This window comes from Enterovibrio norvegicus FF-33 (genome assembly GCF_000286835.2).
Classification (GTDB): domain Bacteria; phylum Pseudomonadota; class Gammaproteobacteria; order Enterobacterales; family Vibrionaceae; genus Enterovibrio; species Enterovibrio norvegicus_A.
The window spans coordinates 644,090-666,910 of record NZ_AJYD02000013.1; the positions used below are offsets into that span (position 1 = coordinate 644,090).

Sequence of the window (22,821 nt, forward strand, 5' to 3'; positions counted from 1 at the left end):
ACGATTCACAGGATTAACATGCTGGATTCTAAACTACTTCGTACCGAGTTGGACGCAACCGCTGAAAAGCTAGCGCGTCGTGGCTTTAAGCTTGACGTTGACACACTTCGCGACTTAGAAGAAAAGCGTAAATCGCTACAAGTTCGCACTGAAGAGCTGCAGGCTGAGCGTAATTCGCGTTCTAAGTCCATTGGTCAGGCGAAGGCGAAAGGCGAAGATATCCAGCCTTTGCTGGCGGAAGTTGAAAACTTAGGCGATGAGCTAAACAAAGCAAAAGCGGAATTGTCTGAGCTTCAAAATGAACTGAATACGATTGTACAAATGGTACCAAACGTTGCAGATGATGCTGTGCCTGTTGGTAAAGATGAGTCTGAAAACGTTGAAATTTCTGTTTGGGGCGAACCTAAAACTTACGATTTTGAAGTGAAAGATCACGTTGATCTGGGCGAAATGTCTGGTGGCCTTGATTTCGCAAGTGCCGTGAAACTGTCAGGTTCTCGCTTCATCGTCATGAAAGGACAGATGGCACGTTTGCACCGTGCCATCGCACAATTCATGCTTGATCTTCATACTACTGAGCACGGCTACACAGAAATGTATGTGCCGTATTTGGTAAATGCAGATAGCTTGTTCGGTACGGGCCAGCTACCTAAGTTTGGTGAAGACCTGTTCCATACTCAGCCAGCGACAGAAGAAGGCGTTGGCATGTCGCTGATCCCAACTGCTGAAGTGCCGCTGACTAACATGGTACGCGATACGATTGTTGACGAAGCAGATTTGCCAATTCGAATGACAGCACATACACCGTGTTTCCGTTCTGAAGCGGGCTCTTATGGTCGTGATACACGCGGTTTGATCCGCATGCACCAATTTGACAAAGTTGAGTTGGTTCAAATCGTGAAGCCAGAAGATTCAATGGCGGCACTGGAAGAACTAACGGGTCATGCTGAGAAAGTTCTTCAGCTTCTGAACTTGCCTTATCGTAAAGTGATCCTGTGTACAGGTGATATGGGCTTTGGTGCTGCGAAAACATATGACTTAGAAGTCTGGGTTCCTGCTCAAAACACGTATCGCGAGATTTCATCATGTTCAAACATGACTGACTTCCAAGCTCGCCGCATGCAAGCGCGTTTCCGTCGCAAAGCAGAGAAGAAGCCAGAACTGCTTCATACGTTGAATGGTTCAGGTTTGGCGGTTGGTCGCACCATGGTTGCGATTCTAGAGAATTATCAGTTAGAAGATGGTCGAATTGAAGTACCAGAAGTGCTGCGCCCATATATGGGTGGTTTGACTCAGATTGGCTGATTAATATAGCTATTTAGAAGGCCGGCATATCATTGCCGGTTTTTTTATATCTCCATTTTGCTATTCAATAAAATGTCTTTTGGCTTGGGCACTGTTTCCTTATTTTCCCATGCAATCACATGTTCTATGGAATTGATGTAAACAAATTTCCCTGACATGGAATTTTTTAAATGATTGAAAAATAAACACTATCACTTCAACGACGACGTAAGTCATCAATTAGGCGCAACCTTCTCATTTCATTCCAAATTATTGGACTAATATTACTTATTAGAGATATGTATCACTCACAAAAAAGGTAGCGTTGTATGCGAGTCAACAATCCGGTAACAGACAAGGAAATACGCTTTCCTGCTGATTACAACCTGCTCTCTACCACCGACACGCGCGGTATCATTAAATATGTAAGTAAAGAGTTCTGCGAAGTCGCTGGATATACTCAAGAAGAGTTGATTGGGCAACCCCATAATATGGTTCGCCATCCATCAATGCCCCCAGCAGCATTCCAGAACATGTGGGACTTCATAAAAAATGGTCAGTCGTGGATGGGCATGGTGAAAAACCGTTCCCAAAATGGTGATCACTATTGGGTCAACGCGTTTGCTTCCCCCATCAAACAAAATGGCCAGATTGTGGAATTCCAGTCTGTGCGTATGGTGCCTGATCGAATAGCTGTTGATCGCGCAGAAAAAGTTTACCCACTTCTCCTAGCCGGTAAGACACCATCGGCATTGAAAATGCCACGTACTCGCCTTTGGCAGCGAGCCGCCATGTGGTTTGTTCCTGGGGCTATTTTAGCGGGGGCTGCGGGTTTCTTTGCTGGTTTCGCCGCGTCAGTTGCCGTGCAATTGGTCTTTTCGATGGTGGCTATTTTCATGCTGACTCGTCGGTTGGAAAGGGTTACCAAGTTGGCGAGAGAAGCCTATGACAACCCATTGATGGAATATATCTACAATGGGGCGATTGATGATGTGTCAGAAATAGAGCTCGCATTAAAAATGCGTGCAGCTGAATTGAATGCTGTGGTCGGTCGAATCATGGACGGTAGTGATCAGGTTCTTGATGCTGCGAATACAGCGAAAGGCAATGGTCAAAGGACGGCGGATAACCTTGATAGACAAAATGCTGAGACCGATCAGATAGCCGCGGCAATCAATGAAATGTCAGCGACTGCGAATGATATGTCTGGTAACACGCAAAGTGCCTCTGATGCAGCGACCGAAGCCCAAGATGCGACGTTAGCGGGTATGGAAACCGTTGGTAAAACTGTCGACGCGATTCAGAATCTTGCGAAGCAGCTTAGTTCTGCATCCAGTGTTATTTCTGAACTTGAAGAGCACGGCAAGCGAATTGGTGCTGTGTCGGACGTGATTCAAGGAATTGCAGAACAGACCAACTTGTTGGCATTGAACGCTGCGATCGAAGCGGCACGTGCCGGTGAGCAAGGTCGGGGCTTTGCGGTGGTTGCTGATGAAGTGCGGGCACTGGCTCAGCGTACGCAAGAATCGACATCAGAGATCCAAGATGTTATCTCGAAAATCCAAAACGGTACGCAACTGGCTGTCGATGCGATGGAACGAGGAACAACCTTGTCAGAAGATTGTGTCGCTAGCGCAGAGCAAGCGGGGGATGTACTTCGTCGTTCACAAGAGCTAGTCACAGACATTAACGACCGAAACCATCAAATCGCGACAGCGGTGCAAGAACAGGCTGCTGTGTCTAACGAAATGAATGGTAACATTCAGTCGGTCTCAGAGCTATCGCAGGAAACCATTAATATTGCTCGAGAATCTGTGGTGGAAGCGCAAAATTTGTTTGATGCGCTGGGTGATCAGAAGCGATTAGTGATGCAGTTCCGTCGTACATCTTAGCGGGACTTTTGTTAAAGAATTTAAAGGCCAGCATTGCTGGCCTTTTTTTGTTTCTGTTGATTCAGTCGTCGCCGCCAAAGGATAGTGAGAATTACGCAGTTTGGCGTGGGCTTGGTAATGTATGCATTGTGTTCTTCGCTTCGTGCATCTTTTCTACCAAGGCATCGTCGGTGCGTATCGTGAGTTCACGATCAAAAAGGTGGAGCAATACAACACTAAGATCCTGGGAGATTTTGACCAAAGAAGACGCTGGAATATCCCCATTTTCAGAACCAATCACCGAGTCAAAACGGCTGTCGATACGGTCAAAAGCAAGCGACGCTTCAGCGCTGGATATCAGCGACAGTTGATACAGGCGCTTTTGCAGAATTCGACTTTGTAAGCTGACAGATTGCCATGCCGCGGTTTTACCTTCGATCAAGCGCATCGTGGCTTGCTCAAAGCGCAGCTGAGACTCTTTGGTATCAATCCATGTTTGCCAAAATGCCTGATACTCTTCATACATTGCATCATGTTTGCTCTCTGCAATGTATGAACGAGCAATTTCATCGATGATATAAATAAGGTGGTCAGAAGTGCGGTGATGTATCGCATACCAACCTGCCTTTGACTGGCTGGGCAGTGACGAAAGAGCCTGCTCCATCCTAGCACTCAAAACGCGAAAAAGAGGACGCTGAGGATTGTTGCAAGACGTTTGCAACTCTTCACAAAACTCGCGTATCTCATCTCTTGCTTTAGATGCTTGTGGCGACTGAGGGCAGCGAACATAGCGTGTATTGTGTTCGTGCAGCATCCACAATAAAGAGCGAAGACTGTTGATCTGTGAGCGGTAATGTTCTCGACGGGTCTCTTTGGTACTTGAGACGCTTTTACTTAGCTGTACTAACCAAGTTGGGGTAATTGCGCGTAGTAGTGACATATCTTTTTCCTCACATTGAGAGCCTGTACAGATACTGCAGGGGATATGCCAATTGTTTGTATCAATAAAAACAATACCTTAGGCTCGGTGTGGCTGTTTATTGTACATCGCTGATGCATCTTTGAACCAATACGGTGCAATAAGTGTGTGAAGAAATAGACAAATCGACTTGTAAGGTTGTACCAATCGAAATAAGTATTCAGTCATTCTTACTGGTTAAAATCGACAATAGTTGCGTCAGAGATTTTATTAGTAGAATAACCAGTTACTGCAATCTCTTCCTTGCTCTTGACGATTTTTCCGCGCAAATTTATGACGGTTTACTTATTCCGATTGGTATTACTTGGATATAGAACGCTTTGTTCTTATTACTTAATCAAGCGATATGAAAGATAAAGAAGAGGGAGCCAAACTGGCTCCCTCTTCTTTTGTCTTTTGTATTCGTGACAAATGACGGTGTGGTTACATCACACGCATACCAGCTTGTGCACCTTCATGTGGTTCAAGGAGCCACAAGTCTTTACCACCAGGGCCAGCAGCCAAAATCATACCTTCTGACATACCGAACTTCATTTTGCGTGGTTTAAGATTAGCAACAACGACGGTGTATTTACCGACCAAATCTTCAGGGTTATACGCAGATTTGATACCAGAGAATACTTGGCGTGTTTCTCCACCAAGGTCCAGTTGGAATTTCAGCAATTTATCCGCTTTAGGCACTGATTCACACGAGATGATTTTTGCGATACGAAGGTCTACTTTGGCAAAGTCATCAAACTCGATTTCAGCTGCGATAGGCTCGTCTGCTAGCGGGCTTTTTGCTTTTGCAGCCTCTGCTTTTTCCGCGAGCGCTTTCTCTGCTGCAGCATCTTCTTTTGAAGTTTCTACCATCGCTTCTACATGCTTTGGATCGATACGACTGAACAGCGCTTTGAACGGGCTGACGGTATGGTCAGTCAGCGGTTGTGCGATGCCTTCCCATGTCAGTGTTTCATTCAAGAATGCTTCAGTACGCAACGCTAGCTCAGGCATGACAGGTTTCAGGTATGCCATCAGCACACGGAACAAGTTAATGCCCATAGAGCATATCGCTTGAAGCTCGGCATCTTTGCCTTCTTCTTTCGCGACAACCCATGGCGCTTTTTCATCAACGTACTGATTCGCTTTGTCAGCCAGCGCCATGATTTCACGGACTGCACGGCTAAACTCACGTTTCTCGTACATGTCACCGATGCGTTCTACTGCACCAGCAAACTCAGCGTAAAGCTCAGGCTCTGCGCATTCTGCTGATAACTTACCGTCGAAACGTTTGGCAATGAAGCCCGCGTTACGTGAAGCAAGGTTAACCACTTTGTTCACGATGTCTGAGTTTACGCGCTGAACGAAATCGTCCAGATTTAAATCTAGGTCATCAATACGGTTATTGAGTTTTGCTGTGTAGTAGTAGCGCAGACACTCTGGATCCAAATGCTTCAAATAGGTGCTCGCTTTCACGAACGTTCCTTTTGATTTAGACATTTTGGCGCCATTCACTGTCACGTAACCATGAACGAACACATTGGTTGGTTTACGGAAACCTGAGCCTTCAAGCATCGCTGGCCAGAAAAGGCTGTGGAAATAGACAATGTCTTTACCGATGAAGTGATACAGCTCTGTGGTGCTGTCTTTCTTCCAATATTCGTCAAAGTCCACGTTGCTATTTTTGTCACAGTAGTTCTTGAACGAACCCATGTAACCAATTGGTGCGTCTAGCCAAACGTAGAAATATTTACCAGGTTCACCTGGGATTTCGAAACCGAAGTAAGGGGCATCGCGTGAGATATCCCACTGTTGTAAGCCCGTTTCAAACCACTCAGCCATTTTGTTGGCGGTTTCGTCTTGTAGCGCACCAGAAGTGGTCCATGCTTTCAACATGTCTGCGAATTGCGGCAAGTCGAAGAAGAAATGTACCGAGTCTTTCATGACTGGGGTTGCGCCGCTAACCGCTGATTTTGGATTGATCAAATCGGTTGGGCTGTAGGTTTCACCGCAGTTGTCGCAGTTGTCACCGTACTGATCTTCAGCGCCACATTTCGGACAGGTGCCTTTAACGAAACGATCAGGCAGGAACATTTCTTTTTCAGGATCGAACAGTTGCGAAATGGTGCGACTGTTGATGAAACCTTTGTTTTTCAGCTCAGTATAGATGTACGAAGCCAGCTCACGGTTTTCGTCACTGTGAGTGCTATGGTAGTTGTCAAAACTGATGTCAAAGCCTGCGAAGTCTGTTTCATGCTCTTTCTGCATTGCCGCAATCATGGCTTCCGGTTCAATACCCAATTGCTGTGCTTTCAGCATGATTGGAGTACCGTGTGCATCGTCGGCACAAATGAAGTTGACAATGTTGCCACGTAGGCGCTGATAACGCACCCATACGTCTGCCTGAATATGCTCAAGCATATGACCTAAATGGATAGAGCCATTCGCGTAAGGCAGGGCACAGGTAACCAGAATTTTACGTTGGTTTGCAGCCATAATTTAGTTAGTTCGCTTTTGATAAATGAATCGAAAGAATGGCGCAAATATTACCTGATACACGTTGGAATGCCTAGCGCACATTAAGTTTGCCGCTTCTAAAGAGGCGGTTTGAATGCGACAGAACGGCAGTAGGTTTAAGCGACGAAAACCGTGCGATTTGGTTTGAATTTCATTAGGCTAACAACGAACACGAATGAATTACGCTTCGAACACGGAGAACGCGACTGCCTTGAGTGGGGGTCGTAACAATATTATAGAGGGATTGATATGTCTGACGTCATTGCTTTGCTTAACCAGTTTCAACACCCCGCTTTGATCCCCGACTGGGCTAGCCACGCCGGTATTGTGACCGAATCAAAACAGGGAGAGGTGACGCTGACTTTCCCCTTTGCTGCCAAAGACCTGATTGCTGAACTAAACGCTTGGTTAGAAGCGCAAAAAGCCAATGGGCATGTGATTCCTCCTATCTCGATTCAACAGCGCGTTGTTCCACTGAAGGCCGGTGATAAATCCCCGATAAAGGGTGTGAAGAACGTGATTGTTGTCAGTTCTGCAAAAGGCGGGGTGGGGAAATCGACGACTTCAGTGAACCTTGCATTGGCACTGAGCGCACAGGGTGCGAAAGTCGGCATCTTGGACGCAGATATTTACGGCCCATCTGTACCTATTATGCTAGGTACAAAGGGGAAGCAGCCCGTCACGCTGGATGGCAAGAATATGGAACCCGTTGAAGCGCATGGTCTGTTTAGCAATTCTATTGGCTATCTCGTGCCCGACGAAAACGCCATGGTCTGGCGTGGCCCTATGGCATCTAAAGCGTTTGCGCAGTTGGTGAATGAAACGCGTTGGCCTGATTTGGATTATCTGGTGGTGGATATGCCACCGGGTACCGGCGATATTGCGCTAAGTATGGCGCAGCAATTCCCTATCACGGGGGCTGTGGTGGTGACAACGCCTCAGGATCTGGCATTAGCGGATGCGATTAAAGGCGTGACCATGTTTGATAAAGTGGCCGTGCCGGTGCTCGGTGTTATCGAGAACATGAGTTATCACATTTGTAGTCAATGTGGGCATCACGAAGCGATATTCGGTCAGGGCGGTGCTGAAAAGATGGCGAAGAACCTCGACTTGTCGATACTCGCACAAGTGCCACTACACATGAGTATTCGCGAAGACATCGATGCCGGGTGTCCGACTGTCGTTTCGAAGCCTGAAAGTGAGCATGCAGCGGTATATCGTCAACTTGCACTAAGAATCGCGTGCCATCTTTACTGGAGCGGTGAGCCCATCGCAGAGCAGATTTCGATTACCACCTTGAAGGATTAGGGCTGTAAATAAAGAGTGAATTGATGCGCAAATCACTTGAGAGTTGATGAAACATTGTGCGGATTACTTTTAATTGAGATGTTCATCACATATTTAGATGGCGTCCGTGCATCCAACTCCCTATAATCAGGCGGTTTATTTCTCGCCAAACTTCCGGGTATTCATATATGAGTGACAACAACCAATGTGTCATTATCGGTATTGCAGGCGCATCTGCATCCGGTAAAAGTCTGATCGCCAGCACCATTTATCAGGAATTAAAGGAAAAAGTCGGCGATCATCAGATCGGTGTTATCACGGAAGACCGCTACTATCGCGATCAAAGCCACCTAAGCATGGAAGATCGTGTTAAAACAAACTATGACCATCCGCAAGCGCTTGACCATGATCTACTTTGTAAACACCTTCAAACCCTCATGGAAGGTAAAGCGGTAGAAGTGCCACAATATAGTTATGGTGAGCATACTCGGCTGAATGAGACCACCACGTTGACGCCAAAGAAGGTGATCATTTTGGAAGGGATTTTGTTGCTGACAGACCCTCGTCTTCGTGAGTTGATGCATGCAAGCATCTTTATGGATACCCCATTAGATATTTGTTTGCTGCGTCGCGTTAAGCGTGATGTGGCAGAAAGAGGCCGTACCATGGAATCTGTGCTGGCTCAGTATCAGAAGACAGTGCGTCCGATGTTCATGCAGTTCATTGAGCCCTCCAAACAGTATGCGGACATTATTGTCCCACGCGGCGGCAAGAACCGCATTGCTATTGATGTGCTGAAAGCACACATTGCGAAACTGCTAAAATCATAATCAAGAAGCCGGCGAAGTCCGGCTTTTTGCTATCTGTTACTGAGATAAACGTAATGACAAGACTCTGTGCCAATGCGCGGAAAAATGTGACTTTAAGCGAATCGTTTGGGTATTCAACGGACAGAATGCATCGAGTTTTCAAACCCTGCTACCGCGCTGTGCCCCTCCAATCGTAAATGGCAAACGTGAACCACCAAGATCAGCTGGGTTCTGTGGCTTCATGGCTTCACTAAGATTGATTTTACGCGTTTTATCATGCGAAAAAGCGGAAACGAGAATATGTGATGCAGCATTTTGCTTCATAATTCGTTAGGCTTTTACTGTTATTTAAAATGCATCTCACAAGGAACTGATTGTCATCATGAAAAAGCTACTCTATATCCTTTTTGGACTGGTGCTGTTGGTAGTAATAGCGATAGGTGTGCTTGTTGCTGTTATTAACCCCAATGATTTTAAGCCGCTGATTGCTGATGAAGTCAAAAAAGCAACGGGTCGCGAACTGGTGATCGACGGTGACATGAGCTGGCGCTTTTGGCCAAGCCTAGGCTTATCGGTCGAAAAGTTAGCCTTTAAGAACCCACAAGGGTTTGCCGAGCCAGATATGCTCAAACTTGATCGCGCGGAGATGTCAGTCGCCGTGATGCCACTCATGTCCGACACTCTCGATATTGGTGTGGTCACTCTGTATGGCGCGCATGTATTCATTCAAACGCTGCCGAATGGGAAAAGTAACCTCGACGGTTTAACGGGGGAAGCACAACCCGCGCAAAAAGACACGGACACGGCTGCTCAAGAGCCTGCATCTTCGCCTGCTTCGGAACCCGCTAAAGACACGGGAACAGCAACCGCATGGACGATCGCAATTGGTGGTGTAGATTTGGTCGATGCCAGCGCTATTGTGCGCGATGACCAAACTCATGCTGTGAGTGAAATCAGTAAGCTGAATCTGAATGTTGGAAAGCTGGAAATGGGTCTTTGGGTACCCGTAGAGTTTAATGTTGAAGGTAAGCAAAATGCGATGGCGTTCACGGCCAAGGGCAGTACCGAAGCCATGTTGGAAAAAGTGGTGATGGACTCTCAGCTTCGCAAGCTTTCGCTCTCGGCGACGTTAGATGATGCGAGCATGAAACTGGAAAGCGTTTCGCTTACTGCGGATCAAGTCGCTTTGGCGATGCCAGCTGCCATTGAGTTCTCCGCTAAAGGTCAGGCGAGTGACTTGGCGTTTGATACATCAGGCAAGGTCACTGTGACGGTTGATAAAGCCATCGAAATTATCCGTGCCTCTGGTATTGATATTGCCACGACGCTGGCAGGTTCAACGCTGCCACGTCCAGAAATGAAAATCGGACTAAAAGGTGATGCAGTCTTTGATAACAAAGCACAAAAACTGACGCTAAGTCAGCTTGTTGCCAACCTTGATGAGCTGGTGGTCGATGGCAGTGCGTCGGTTGCTTTGGCCGATATTCCTGCCGTGCGTTTTGAACTGCATAGTCCAATCATTAATGTCGATGCATTTCTGGGTAACAAGCAAGCGGCAGCTAAACCTACAGATTCAACACCGAGCAAACCTTCAGAATCTGGTTCAGGTGAGCAAGCTCCAACCGGACAGAAAGCCCCATTGAGTGATGTCGAGCCTGATTTGTCAGCCCTGAAAGGGCTGGATGTTGCAGGCAAAATTGCGATTGACCAATTTGTGGCAAACAACGTCAAAGTCAGCGATGTGATCACAACGTTTGCAGTGAATCGCGGCAAAGTGACGCTGAGTCAATTTGATGCCAAGCTTTATGGCGGCACGATAGCGGCACAGGGTTCATTGGATGCAACCGCGTCACCTGCGCGTTATAACGTCACGAAAGGTATTAAGAACATCAATGTTCAACCATTGCTGATGGATGCCGCCAATGAAGACATGTTATCTGGTCGAGGCAGTATTGATGTTAACGTCAATGGTGTTGGCTTGTCAGACAAACGTCTTCGCACGGGCATTGCCGGTACGGTTGCTATCGACTTTGCTGATGGTTCAGTTGACGGCATCAACATCCCAGAAATGATCCGTGAAGCCAAAGCAGCATTAAAAGGTAAACGTGCAGACTACGTTGAAGAAACTCGTAAAACAGATTTCAGCGGATTAACCGCCACGTTCAACCTCGGCAAAGGCATTGCTTCGACCCGCAATATGAAGATGGAAGCACCAGCATTGCGTATCCGCAGTGAAGGTCAAACAAACTTGGTCAAAGAAAATCTAGATTTTGACGTGTTTGTTTCTGTTGTCGGTACCAGCAAAGGACAAGGTGGTAAAGATATCGATGAGCTAAAAGATGTCACCATACCTGTCGAAATTGGTGGCACTTGGCAAGCGCCTAGCTATAACCTTGACGTTAAAGCATTGCTGACCAACAACAAGGTATTAGAAGACAAAGTGCGCAAAGAAGCTCAGCGTGGTTTGGAAAAACTGTTGGGTGATAAAGCAGGAGACGACAAAGTGAAGCAGGCGGCAGACAAACTGTTAAAAGGTCTGTTTAACTAATGCTTGTTGTCAATCTATCTGTTTGATCTATTAAGTTAATCAAAAAAGAAGCCGCATGATGCGGCTTCTTTTTTAGATTCATATTGATCACTGTTGTTTCGCAAAGCGCGGTGTGACTTAGGCATGCTTCTTCTTGAGGCTTTTTTCTCGTTTTAAGAGATCTTGCAATGCTGTCAGTAAATCAACAGCAGAAAGGATACCCACGAGCTCGTCGGTTTTATCCAAAACGGGCAGCGCCCCAACATTGTGATCTAGCAATGCTTGATTGGCTTTCGACAGCGTTTCGTACGTTCGGCAAGTGATCACATCTTTAATCATTACATCACCAACGGTCAGGTCGTCTGACAGAAGGTAGGGGTGTTCAATATCGGGTGCCTCATCGGCCCAGTTTGGACGACGTAACTGTCTATCGCTGATAATACCGACCAGTTGTTTATCTTTGGTGACAGGTAAATGGCGAATTTCGCTATCTCGCATAAGAAAGTATGCTTCACGCACGCCCATCTCTGCGCTGACGGTGATCAGCTTTCGCGTCATGTAATCCGAAACTTTTCCTGGCATCGTATTGAATCCTCCATAGGGTGATTTAAGGTGACACCAATATAAAGCTACAGAATGTATGGTGATGATGTTGAGAGCCGTAACGCAGAAATTTTGAGGCGACACAATAATTAACGGTTTCATCGCACGGAATGACTTTCACTATCGGTAGGGATCGCTAGAATCGTGGGTTCTGTTCCCGAAAACCAAAACAACAAGGAATATCAGCGGCAATGGATTCAATCTCTCAAGCAGCTTTAGGCGCTGCAGTTTCAGGCTTAGTCGCAGGCAAGCGGTGCACACCGAAAGTACTGATAGCAGGGGCAGCTCTGGGCACACTTCCTGATCTGGATGTGCTGCTGGACTATGGTGATCCTGTTTCCAATATGATCAAACATCGTGGCTTTAGCCACTCTTTGTTTGTGCTTTTCCCATTTGCGCTGTTGCTTACTCTGGTTTGGAAGCGATTTTTTGCCCCGTCATGGCCTTTCGTACAATTGCTGACACTCATCTCAGCGGCGTTGATTACCCATCCTCTGTTGGATTCTTTTACCTCTTACGGTACGCAACTATTCTGGCCGTTAGATGTTGCACCTGTTGCGATTTCCAGCGTATTCATCATCGATCCCCTTTATACCTTGCCACTGCTTGTTCCGGTGTTGGCCGCGTTTATCTGGCGAAGCCGTGCAGCCAAGCTGTGTGGGGCAGGTTTGGCGCTATCAAGCCTTTATTTGATGTGGTCGTTAGTTGCGCTTGGGCAAATCCAAGATCGCGTCGAAGAGAACGTGGCGGGCACGCATCTGGAAGGTCAACCTGTGTTTATTTCACCAACGCCATTCAATACTGTGTTGTGGCGTGTGGTGGTGCTTGATGATGACAAATATTGGGAAGGGTTAGCGTCATTACATGATGAAGACCCAACCATTGATTGGATGCCAATGGTTCGAGGAGAATGGCCGTTTCCGAGTGAGCCCGAGCTGCTGTCACAATTCAATGCCTTTAGTCGTGGTTTTGTTCAGTTCAAACAAGAGGGGGATAAACTGACGGTGACCGACCTTCGTTTGGGCATGGCGATGTATCATCCTTTCCGTTTTGTGATGGCGAAAAAGAGTGATCAACAGGTTTGGCAGTTAGTTGAGCCGGAGCAATTAGATCCCGGCCCATTGCTACCAAGACAGATACCTGCCCTTTGGATACGACTGTTAGGCGAGCAGAGCATTGATGCTTTGCTTTGCAATGAATTCGACTGCTATCGTGATGAATTGGTTGATATGACGAAATAATGATCAACAGTTAGTGGTCAACGAACCCGCTAAACAGGTTTGGATTCACATGAAAACGCCCCGCATTTTGCGGGGCGTTTTCTTTAGTGATTTGTTTGTGTTACCAGTCGATGCCTTTGCGCACTTTAACGCCTGAATCGAAAGCGTGTTTCACGTTTCGAACTTCTGATACGGTATCTGCCATATCAGTTAGCGTTCGGTGTGCTGCTCTGCCTGTGATAACCACAGACTGCTCGCTTGGGCGGTTTTCCAATGCCGTCACGACCTCATCAAGGTCGATATAGCCATACGTCACCATGTAAGTCATTTCGTCAAGCAAGACCACATCGTAGCTTGGGTCAGCCAGCATGCGTTTGCACTCAGCCCAAATTTCTTGAGCAACGCGGGTGTCATTTTCTTTATCTTGTGTATCCCAGGTAAATCCTGTTGCCATCACATGGAACTCAACGCCACATTTTTGCAGCAGATTACGTTCGCCGCATTCCCATGTGCCTTTGATAAATTGTGCCACGCCACATTTTTGACCATGGCCTGTCGCGCGAGTGATCATGCCAAAACCTGAGGTCGATTTGCCTTTGCCGTTACCTGTAATAACCAGGAACAAGCCTTTTTCAATTTGTGCAGCGGCAACACGCTCGTCCACTTTCTCTTTCACTTTTTGTTGTCGGGCTTTATAGCGCTCGTCGCTCATTCTGCATTCCTTTCTTAAATCGTCGGTTTTTCATTTGGCTCAAACAGTATGAGCACCCTCGAAATTTGGATCACAACATAACAAACCTCACCGTATTTGGAAGTGTTGAAATGCTGTCGGTTGTAAATGATGTCTCATGTAACTGAACGCTTTGTTTCTCTGCTTCGTACGGAAACTGAACAACTAAGCTTGAATGTGGGCACACACGGAGGATCGAGAGATGAAACGACTAGCACTGGTGATATTGGGATTATCGTTTAATGCGTTTGCGGGCCAGAGTGTTGATTATCAATCTGATGGCGTGGAATTGGAAGGCTATTACGCACAAGCACAGGGGACACCCAAAGGGTCGGTGATACTTATTCACGATTGGGATGGCTTGACAGAATACGAGCAAAAGCGCGTAAACATGCTGTCCGAAATGGGCTACAACGCATTTGCGGTTGATCTTTATGGCAAAGGTAATCGCCCTGTTGATACTAACGCGAAAAAAGCCGAAACAGGAAAGCTCTACAAAGATAGGGAAAAAATGCGCACGCTCATTATAGCGGGCCTGGACAAGGCGCGTGAAATGGGTGTCGAAGAGGTGGTGGTGGCGGGCTATTGCTTTGGCGGAGCCGCAACACTAGAACTCGCACGTTCTGGCAAGGCTGCAGGCGTTAATGGGTATGCGACATTTCACGGTGGGCTAAAAACGCCAGCCCAGCAAAGTTATCCTGAAAATACGGCACCGATTTTTATAGCGCATGGGGGAGCTGATACAGGGATCCCGATGACGGATGTCGCCGATCTTTCTGTGCAACTGGAGACAGCAAAAGTGCCTTACCTGATAGAAGTTTACTCTGGTGCACCTCATGCATTTACCGTGTTTGAGTCCCCGCGTTATCGTGAGGCAGCAGACTCACGCTCATGGGCAACATTTGGCACATTCTTGGGTCAAAATTTTTAACATCGGTTGATGTACTATTTTGCGCTCTGTTTCTGCATTCGTTAGAGTGTCGCAACGTGATAAAGGAATGGAGTGCCAATGTCTGTAAGCAATGATAATAAACCGAAAATTCTTGTCGTTTGTATGGGCAATATATGCCGCTCTCCTACTGGAGAAGCAGTTTTAAGGGCCAAAGCGACGGCTCGGGGTTTAAATGTGATTGTCGATTCGGCTGGGACTATTGGATATCACACTGGCGCAAAGCCAGATCCTCGCAGTCGTGAAGCTGGGGAGGCGAGGGGATATGACTTTTCGGGTATTTCATCACGTCAGGTTGAAGTCGCAGATTTTGAACGCTTTGATCTGATCCTTGCCGCCGATAAAGCGAATCTGGCTGATTTAATCGATATTTGTCCGCCTGAGTATCGTTATAAAGTATCTCTGTTTCTCAGTCACGGTGAGTGCGAATTAAATGAAATTCCTGATCCTTACTTTGGCGGTAAGCGCGGTTTTGAACATGCGCTGGATTTAATTGAGCAAGCGAGTGACTGCATTCTCGACAACTTTGAATAAAACCATCGACACTTTTTGCTACTAACAGATTTGAAGCCCGTGAAATACGGGCTTTTTTATGCCTGATCTAGTCAAGAAAAGCGAAATATTTGCCATAAATAGATCATTTTTAGGGGATGCTGCTTGTTTAAAATAGACGGCTCTTATAAATTTAAGATCTAAAGCGAATGTCTTTGTGTGAGGTAAGGGATTGAAACTTCAACAGCTCAAATATCTAAAAGCGATAAAGGACAACAATTTAAACGTGTCCGCTGCATCGCAGTCGATGTTCACGACGCAACCGGGTGTGAGTAAACAAGTCGGGTTGTTAGAAAAAGAATTGGGTGTTCGGATTTTTGAGCGACGTGGTAAAAATTTAAGTGGTGTGACACCTATTGGTGAACAAATTCTCGAGCAAGTTGAGCGTATGCTGGCACTCGAGCAAAAAATAAAGGCGCTGGCGAATGAGCATCTTGATCCCAGTGTCGGCACACTGAATATTTACACCACGCACACGATAGCTCGATATTTACTGCCAAACAGTGTTTCTTACTTCACGCAAAAGTACCCAAATATCAATTTCCATCTGCATCCGACTCTGCCTTTGCAAACCAAAGGGATTATCAGTAAAGGGCATTCTGACTTTTCAATTGTTGCCCACGATGTGGGGGCGGATAACGATTTGATTGTGTTGCCAGCGTACCTTTGGACGTTGGGGCTGGTGGTACCGGATGAGCACCCTCTTGCGCATGTACGCAAGCCAACATTAAAGCAATTGGCGGAATATCCTATCTTGAGTTACGAACCGGGCTCAACAGGGCGCAGAACGCAAGATGAAGCCTTTGGCCGTCTTGGTATTTCTCCGAACTACTTTATGACGGTGATGGATGCCGATGTCATCAAACGATATGTCCAGCTCGGTTTTGGTATTGGTATCGTTTCTACGTTAGCGGCTCGAGACATCGAAAATACCGGGCTGACATACATCAACCTTGATCATTTGTTTGAGCCATCTAGCGCATGGATCTGCTTTTCTAAAGATATTTTGCTGCAAAACTATATGTATGATTTCTTGTTGTCGTTCTCGCCGCACTTAACCAAGATATTGATGGAAAGTGTGTTGATGCAAAACAGTAGCGAGAAGGTCGATAAGTTGTTTGAAGGCCTTGAATTGCCCGTTTACTGATAACGAAACCTAGCCGCGAAAGGCTAGCGAGTTGTTACTGTTAGCGAGCAGAAACATCGATAATGAAAAGCCATTTCAAGAAACAAAACGCCAGCGGTTAGACGCTGGCGTTTTTTATTAGATAGTCATCTAGTGACCATAGCGCGTAAAACGTTAGTTATTCGAGCTATCACCTGTGTTTGAATCCGTAGAACCGCTGCCTGGCGGGGTACGGATGATCCTTCCCTGATTGTTGTTCAGTTCCGGATGGTCGACAAGCAAATGCTTGGTGATCTTAGGTGGAACCGGCTCATTTTCAGGATGATGGTGATGAAAGATCGGGGTGCGGGGCCGATAAACATGCGGCGGTCGCTCGCCTTCTATTACGGTATCAGGAATTCGTTTTCCAATGATAACTTCGATTGCCGTCATTGGGCCGGATTCCACTTCAACCACTTCGCTCACATCCACTTCTTCCGCTGCGTACGCAGAAACAACGCCACTCATCAGAAATAACGACAGGCTCAATAATGCCAATCGTGTACTGGTTTTAGTGAGGTTTGCCATGTCATTCATAATGCACCTCCTAGGCGACTGAACCATCTTTGGTGTCGCGCGCAGCAATAAAGCCATAGAAAATGTAACCAATCAGCGTCAATATTGCGCCATAGAATACGGCAGATTGACCACAGGCATACACACCGTAGATGCTGTAGATGACAGCGAAAGTCCCGATAGCAGCCCCAGTTTTGTATTCTTTAGCACTTAAATTTTGCTTGCGCAGAATGACTTCAAGCCCAGTGAGCGACAAGATGTAAGGCACCATATTAATAAACACGGCCAGATTTAGCAGGATATTGAATTGACTGACCAAGTTTGGCGAAATCGTCATGATGGCGAGTACGAGCTCTAAACCCAACATGATCAACATGCCTTTGATAGGGGCATTTGATTTGCTTACTTCACCAAAGATTTTAGGGAAAAGACGAATATCTGCTGCGGCCTTTGACACTTGGGCATTGGTAAATTGCCAACCAAGCAATGAACCAATACATGCGATCACCGCAAGGGCAGTAATAACTTGTCCAACTGTTTCATTAAACATGTAGGTGTAGACAAGCCCAAACGGGGCATCAGATTTTGCCAATTCTTCATTGGGAATAATGCCCTGAATAACCGACGTTGATGCAATGTAAACGATGGCTGTAAAGCTGGTGGCGAGCATACAGGCTAAGGGGACATTCTTTTTGGGGTTTTCTACCGCCCCAGAGTTTGCCCCTGCTGATTCAATGCCCAAAAAGGCCCAGAGGGTTAACGCTATACCGGAAGATATCGCGGTGACCGTCGTATCTTGGTGGGGGTTCCACGCTTCTGCAAACACCTTAGGCTCAAACCAAAACCAACCTGCGACAGATAGACCTACCACTGGGATGATAATCCCCCAGACCGTTACGGCTGAGATTTGACCGGTGAGCTTTGGACCCCAAAAATTAGCAACCATAGTGACAACAAGGATGCCCACGACAGCAATAAAAGTGTGATAAGGGGTTGTTTTTATCCAAGGAAAGAAGGGCACCAAATAACCTGCCGCAGACACGGCAATTGCTACTGCACTGATAACCAAACAGACGTAGTAAGTGTATGACGCAATGAAGAATGCTGATTTTCCATGTGCTTCATCAGCATATGCAGACATCCCTCCATCTCTATTGCAGTACATGCCGCATTTAGCAAAAGCATAGGCAATACACATTGCGCCTATTGCAGTCACAATCCACGACAACAGCGATATGGCCCCAGTTTGGGCCAGACTGGCAGGCAGCATGATGATGCCTGACCCCATCATATTGACGGTCACGATTGTTGTGAGACCGACCAATCCCATTTTATTTTTTTCAGATGCCATGCTAATTCTCCACCTCGTGATTTTTTGGTGCGAAATACGGTAACACTCTATTTTCTAATCATTTTTCGGACGGTCATAGCATTGCTACGTTAACGAGAACTGAGTTAGAAACCATGTGAAAACGTGATTACCGTCGAATTGAAAGTAGATGTTGTCATCATGACAAATTGATTCTTTTACAAGACAGATCAGCGATAAAACGATTGGGAGGATAATTTCTCTTCGGATCGTTCAGGTTCAATCGCGTGCTAGATTTCTGAACTGACCATGCCCAAAAAGCTGTTATTCACCTTTTTACTTAAAATGTCTATTTTGCGACTTTGTCTTATCCCGCGCTCTTCTATGTTGAAGATGTCTTAACGACAATTGAGTCAACTCTTCTTCAAGTACAGTGCCGGAGCAGGGCTATGAAAACCTATGGAAAGAAATTTAACGTATTGATTCTAGAAGAGGCCCATAGAGAGGGTGTCGTCGGCAACGCTATTGAAAGGCTGATTGCTGAACTCGAAAACAGTGGTGCCCGAGTCATGGTCGCAAACAGTTTCGATGATTGTTACTCCATGATTAATTCAAACACAGCGCTAGATTGTCTCATGCTGACATCGGCCATGAGCGGCTCTCAAAGCGAAGAGAATGAGCGTTTCTATGTGCTCATCGAAAAGTTAAACAAAAGACAGCAAAACGTTCCGGTTTTCTTGCTAGCGGAGCGTAAAAAAATCACTCTTCATGTCACTCGCGAGATGATGGAGAATGTTGATGAGTTCGCATGGATCCTTGAAGATACGCCCGATTTCATTGCAGGCCGTGCAGTGGCCGCAATCACTCGTTATCGCGCACAGCTTCTGCCGCCACTGATGGCAGCATTGATGAATTATGATGATATTCATGAGTATTCGTGGGCAGCCCCTGGGCACCAAGGTGGCGTGGGCTTCACTAAAACGCCAGCAGGTCAGCGGTTTTATAATTACTACGGTGAAGGTCTGTTTCGCACAGACATGGGGATCGAACGCGGCAGTTTAGGCTCTTTGCTTGACCATACGGGTTCATTTGGTGAAAGTGAACGTTATGCTGCACGTGTGTTTGGCGCGCACCAATCTTACTCGCTGGTGACCGGGACATCGGGTTCTAACCGCACCATCATGTCAGCTTGTATGAAAGCGAACGACTTGGTCATTTGTGACCGTAACTGTCACAAATCTATCGAGCAGGGGCTCATGATTTCCGGTGCTAGACCCGTTTATCTGGTGCCAACACGTAATCGGTACGGAATTATAGGACCTATCTTTCCGGATCAATTGTCGAAGAGCGTATTGCAGCAACGCGCAAAAGCGGAACCATTGACCAAAGATTATGCCGACCAACGCGCGGTGTATGCCGTTCTTACGAACTGTACTTACGATGGGCTTTGCTACAACGCTAAAAAAGCACAGGACATTCTTGCAGAGAGTAGTGATCGTATTCACTTCGATGAAGCATGGTATGGTTATGCGCGCTTCAACCCTATTTATGAAGATCACTTCGCTATGCGCGGCGATCCTGTTGAAGACCCTGATGGGCCAACGGTGTTTGCAACGCATTCAACGCATAAACTATTGAATGCACTGTCTCAGGCTTCGTTCCTGCATGTCCGTAACGGTAAAGGCGCGATCAGTTTCGAACGATTCAACCAAGCCTATATGATGCATGCTACGACATCCCCTTTGTACGCAATCTGCGCCTCGAATGATATCGCAGCGTCCATGATGGACGGCAACCGCGGACACTCTTTGACGCTGGAAGTAATCCGTGAAGCGGTGGATTTCCGTCAAGCGATGGGTCGACTCAATCGTGAGTTTAATCAAGACGGTGATTGGTTCTTCAAACCGTGGAATGCGGAAACAGTCAAGGATCCTGTATCAGGTCAGAGTTACGCATTTGAAGATGCGCCAGCTGACCTATTGTGCGAAAACCAAGACGCATGGGTCATGCACCCGAATGACAATTGGCACGGCTTCAAAGATATGCCAGCCGATTGGTGCATGCTCGATCCGATCAAGGTCAGCATTCTCGCCCCAGGTATGGGTGATGATGGTCATCTCCTTGATGCCGGTGTCCCAGCAGCCTTGGTGACCTTGTACCTTGGTCGCTTTGGTATCGTGCCAACCCGTACTACGGATTTCCAAGTGATGTTCCTGTTCTCTATGGGTATTACCAAAGGTAAATGGGCAACCTTGGTTAACACTTTAATGGCGTTTAAACGCCATTATGATGACAACACACCGCTCGAAGAAGCATTGCCAGATCTGGTTGCTGATTTCCCTGATTTTTACGGAAATATGGGTTTGAAAGAGCTAGGCGATAAAATTTTCGGCTACCTGAAACAACATAATCCTGGTGAAGTGCTTAATGCCGCGTATGAAACCTTACCTGAAGCGGTGATGACACCTCATGCAGCATTTGAAGCGATTGTTGCTGATAATGTTGAAATGGTGCCATCGTCTCAATTGGTTGGACGTGTAGCAGCAAATGCGGTTATCCCGTATCCACCGGGTATCCCAATGTTGATGTCTGGAGAAAGCTTTGGCGATGAGACAAGCCCGCAGATCAAGTACCTTAAGAGTCTAGAAGTGTGGGATGAAGAGTTCCCTGGCTTCGAGAAGGAGACGGAAGGTACTGAGTTGCACGACGGCATTTACCACGTCATGTGTGTTAAAAACGTTTGAGCCTTTGCTGAGATTTAGACAGCCTTAGCGGGTGAAAAAATGAAGAAGGCCTGATGGAGACATCAGGCCTTCTTTTTATTTGTGTTTCTTTTTATCAGCGAAACCTTTCTTTACGCAGCCAGTACCATAACGATTTTGGTGTTATGAACAGGCGATACGAATAAAGATCTGAGCACCCACAAGAAGGAAATCATCATCAACATAGTAAGGGTTAGCATGCAGGTAGTTACAAATGCCAGCTTCTTTGTTGCCGCTACCTAGGAAGAACATTGCACCTTTTTGGTTTTCAGCCGCGTTTACCATCAAGCTGAAATCTTCAGAGCCCGTCATTGGATTGCCGTTTGGATCTAGGCGGTCTGCAGGCACGGTGTCACGCGCTGCATCGATAACACGCTGATACGCATCGGCGTGGTTAATCACCGCAGGATAGCCTTCACAAACCATGGTGGTTTTGAAGCCACGGATTTCGCTTTCTTTCACGATGCTGCCAAAGCTGTCTTTCAGGATCTGATCGGTTTCTGCATCCATGGCACGAATGGTGCCTCGTGCTTGCACGTAGTCAGGGATAGCGTTAGGAATACTGCCGCCATTGAACATGCCGCAACCAAATACCGCAGGGCTGAATGGATTGGTACGTTTCGCAACGATGTAATCCATGTCCATAATGATGCGGCTCGCTTCGCGGATCGCATCTAGGCCTTTCTGTGGGGTTGAACCATGTGCAGAGACGCCGTGAACATCCAGTGTCCACGCAGAACCGTAAGACGACATAATGCCGTTGTTGATTTTTACCATGCCGTATTCGAGTGCCGCGTCGTTATGCAGGGCATACACTTCTGCAACACCTTCCATGCAACCAAGCTCTACCATTTTACTGGCGCCTGGAACACGCATGTCTTCTTCCGCCATTTGGAACACAAAGCGAACGTTGTGTTTCAGTGAATCCTTGTTTTCTGACAAGTACTTAGCGGTGGTCAGAATGATTGCCATGTGGGTGTCGTGACCACAGTTGTGTGAACGGCCTTCATGCTGAGAGCGGTAGTCGTTCTCTGTCATGTCGTCCATTTCCAGTGCATCCATGTCAGCACGGAAAGCCACTCGACCCAAGCTCTCGTCGATAGTCAGGTCCGCGATAAAGCCGGTAAAACCTTCGTACGTGGTAAGTGCGTAGCCGAGCTCAGTCATCAACGCTTGGCAGTATGCGGTGGTTTTAAATTCTTGGCCTGATGCTTCTGGGATCTGGTGCAAATCACGGCGAGTGTTCACGCTGAAAGCGTGTAGTTCGAGCAGTTTGCTGTCTAGATTAAATTGGCTGTATTTCGCTGACATTAGATGATTCCTTTCATTTCAAAGCCGATCTGCGCAATCATCGACGCGCCAAAGAAGCAGCTCGTCGCAACGATAAGGAAGATAACGATCACCTTCCAAGACATTTTCTTCAGTTCTTCCATTTGGCCGCCAACAGACAGACCTGCAAATGCTAGCAGTGGCACACACACTGATAGGAATTGGATCTTACCGACTGACTCAAGGAAGTAAGTACGGATAACGGTGTCAGGCAGACAGATTAAAATGCCGATTATGGTTGCGTAGGCAAACGTGGGTAGCGACGACGGAATAAATTTCTTTGCTACTAGTGATAAGAAAACAATCACAGACATGGCAATAAAGCTGTTTACCATTTCTAGTGGTGCTGTGCCGTTAGTCAGGAACTGGGTAAAACCAGCTAGTACAATCGCGAGAGAGACCAGCTTCATATCATTCAGAATGACTTTCATGG

Annotated in this window: 18 protein-coding genes; 10 read left to right on the forward strand and 8 right to left on the reverse strand. The window is 46.7% G+C overall.

What is annotated here, in order from left to right; genetic code table 11:
* Positions 1 to 18: 18 nt before the first annotated feature.
* Positions 19 to 1,305 carry a serine--tRNA ligase gene (gene serS / locus A1OO_RS05220; protein ID WP_016961528.1) on the forward strand — a complete coding sequence of 429 codons (1,287 nt, stop codon included), beginning with the start codon at positions 19 to 21 and terminating at the stop codon, positions 1,303 to 1,305.
* A 308-nt stretch (positions 1,306 to 1,613) separates the two neighbouring features.
* Positions 1,614 to 3,176 carry a methyl-accepting chemotaxis protein gene (locus A1OO_RS05225; protein WP_017004821.1) on the forward strand — a complete coding sequence of 521 codons (1,563 nt, stop codon included), beginning with the start codon at positions 1,614 to 1,616 and terminating at the stop codon, positions 3,174 to 3,176.
* A 91-nt stretch (positions 3,177 to 3,267) separates the two neighbouring features.
* On the opposite strand, the gene A1OO_RS05230 is transcribed toward A1OO_RS05225, so the two are convergent.
* Together A1OO_RS05230 and metG are read right to left on the reverse strand one after the other, a co-directional pair.
* On the reverse strand, positions 3,268 to 4,095 hold the full coding sequence (locus tag A1OO_RS05230) for a hypothetical protein (RefSeq protein ID WP_017004822.1): 828 nt from the start codon (positions 4,093 to 4,095) through the stop codon (positions 3,268 to 3,270).
* A 462-nt stretch (positions 4,096 to 4,557) separates the two neighbouring features.
* A complete protein-coding gene (gene metG, locus A1OO_RS05235) occupies positions 4,558 to 6,609 on the reverse strand; it encodes a methionine--tRNA ligase (RefSeq protein WP_016961531.1) in 2,052 nt (683 codons plus the stop codon).
* 270 nt (positions 6,610 to 6,879) lie between these two features.
* Between metG and apbC the strand changes: the two genes are divergently transcribed.
* The 3 genes from apbC to A1OO_RS05250 all read left to right on the forward strand — a co-directional run bounded on the left by apbC (position 6,880) and on the right by A1OO_RS05250 (position 11,274).
* Positions 6,880 to 7,938: an iron-sulfur cluster carrier protein ApbC gene (gene apbC, locus A1OO_RS05240; protein ID WP_017004823.1), complete on the forward strand. Its 1,059-nt coding sequence runs from the start codon at positions 6,880 to 6,882 to the stop codon at positions 7,936 to 7,938.
* A 167-nt stretch (positions 7,939 to 8,105) separates the two neighbouring features.
* Positions 8,106 to 8,747, forward strand: coding sequence for a uridine kinase (gene udk / locus A1OO_RS05245; RefSeq protein ID WP_017004824.1), 642 nt, complete (start codon positions 8,106 to 8,108; stop codon positions 8,745 to 8,747).
* A 361-nt stretch (positions 8,748 to 9,108) separates the two neighbouring features.
* Positions 9,109 to 11,274 (forward strand): AsmA family protein, encoded by a 2,166-nt coding sequence (locus tag A1OO_RS05250; protein ID WP_017004826.1) that lies wholly within the window; start codon positions 9,109 to 9,111, stop codon positions 11,272 to 11,274.
* A gap of 117 nt (positions 11,275 to 11,391) precedes the next feature.
* Here A1OO_RS05250 and A1OO_RS05255 read toward each other — a convergent pair whose 3' ends face one another.
* Positions 11,392 to 11,835, reverse strand: coding sequence for a CBS domain-containing protein (locus tag A1OO_RS05255; RefSeq protein ID WP_017004827.1), 444 nt, complete (start codon positions 11,833 to 11,835; stop codon positions 11,392 to 11,394).
* 212 nt (positions 11,836 to 12,047) lie between these two features.
* Here A1OO_RS05255 and A1OO_RS05260 point away from each other — a divergent pair, with 212 nt between their 5' ends.
* The gene (locus tag A1OO_RS05260; protein ID WP_017004828.1) at positions 12,048 to 13,097 is read left to right on the forward strand and encodes a metal-dependent hydrolase; all 1,050 of its coding nucleotides are present in this window, start codon (positions 12,048 to 12,050) and stop codon (positions 13,095 to 13,097) included.
* A 100-nt stretch (positions 13,098 to 13,197) separates the two neighbouring features.
* Here A1OO_RS05260 and cobO read toward each other — a convergent pair whose 3' ends face one another.
* Entirely contained in the window at positions 13,198 to 13,788 is a 591-nt protein-coding gene (cobO, locus tag A1OO_RS05265) for a cob(I)yrinic acid a,c-diamide adenosyltransferase (protein WP_017004829.1), read from the reverse strand.
* 220 nt (positions 13,789 to 14,008) lie between these two features.
* Here cobO and A1OO_RS05270 point away from each other — a divergent pair, with 220 nt between their 5' ends.
* From A1OO_RS05270 to A1OO_RS05280, 3 genes are all read left to right on the forward strand, one after another.
* Positions 14,009 to 14,737, forward strand: coding sequence for a dienelactone hydrolase family protein (locus A1OO_RS05270; RefSeq protein WP_017004830.1), 729 nt, complete (start codon positions 14,009 to 14,011; stop codon positions 14,735 to 14,737).
* A gap of 78 nt (positions 14,738 to 14,815) precedes the next feature.
* Complete coding sequence (locus A1OO_RS05275; protein WP_017004831.1) at positions 14,816 to 15,289, forward strand: low molecular weight protein-tyrosine-phosphatase; 474 nt, start codon at positions 14,816 to 14,818, stop codon at positions 15,287 to 15,289.
* A 190-nt stretch (positions 15,290 to 15,479) separates the two neighbouring features.
* A complete protein-coding gene (locus tag A1OO_RS05280) occupies positions 15,480 to 16,454 on the forward strand; it encodes a LysR substrate-binding domain-containing protein (RefSeq protein ID WP_026024055.1) in 975 nt (324 codons plus the stop codon).
* 153 nt (positions 16,455 to 16,607) lie between these two features.
* Here A1OO_RS05280 and A1OO_RS05285 read toward each other — a convergent pair whose 3' ends face one another.
* Both A1OO_RS05285 and potE read right to left on the reverse strand, forming a co-directional pair.
* Complete coding sequence (locus tag A1OO_RS05285; protein WP_016960530.1) at positions 16,608 to 17,009, reverse strand: hypothetical protein; 402 nt, start codon at positions 17,007 to 17,009, stop codon at positions 16,608 to 16,610.
* Positions 17,010 to 17,019: 10 nt separating this feature from the next.
* Positions 17,020 to 18,339 (reverse strand): putrescine-ornithine antiporter, encoded by a 1,320-nt coding sequence (gene potE, locus A1OO_RS05290; protein ID WP_016960529.1) that lies wholly within the window; start codon positions 18,337 to 18,339, stop codon positions 17,020 to 17,022.
* 407 nt (positions 18,340 to 18,746) lie between these two features.
* On the opposite strand from potE, the gene adiA reads away from it, so the two are divergent.
* A complete protein-coding gene (gene adiA, locus A1OO_RS05295) occupies positions 18,747 to 21,041 on the forward strand; it encodes an arginine decarboxylase (RefSeq protein ID WP_016960528.1) in 2,295 nt (764 codons plus the stop codon).
* A 141-nt stretch (positions 21,042 to 21,182) separates the two neighbouring features.
* On the opposite strand, the gene A1OO_RS05300 is transcribed toward adiA, so the two are convergent.
* Positions 21,183 to 22,370, reverse strand: coding sequence for a M20 metallopeptidase family protein (locus tag A1OO_RS05300; RefSeq protein WP_017004832.1), 1,188 nt, complete (start codon positions 22,368 to 22,370; stop codon positions 21,183 to 21,185).
* Positions 22,370 to 22,819 (reverse strand): hypothetical protein, encoded by a 450-nt coding sequence (locus A1OO_RS05305; protein ID WP_017004833.1) that lies wholly within the window; start codon positions 22,817 to 22,819, stop codon positions 22,370 to 22,372. The genes A1OO_RS05300 and A1OO_RS05305 overlap by 1 nt, the downstream gene beginning before the upstream one ends.
* Positions 22,820 to 22,821: the final 2 nt, after the last annotated feature.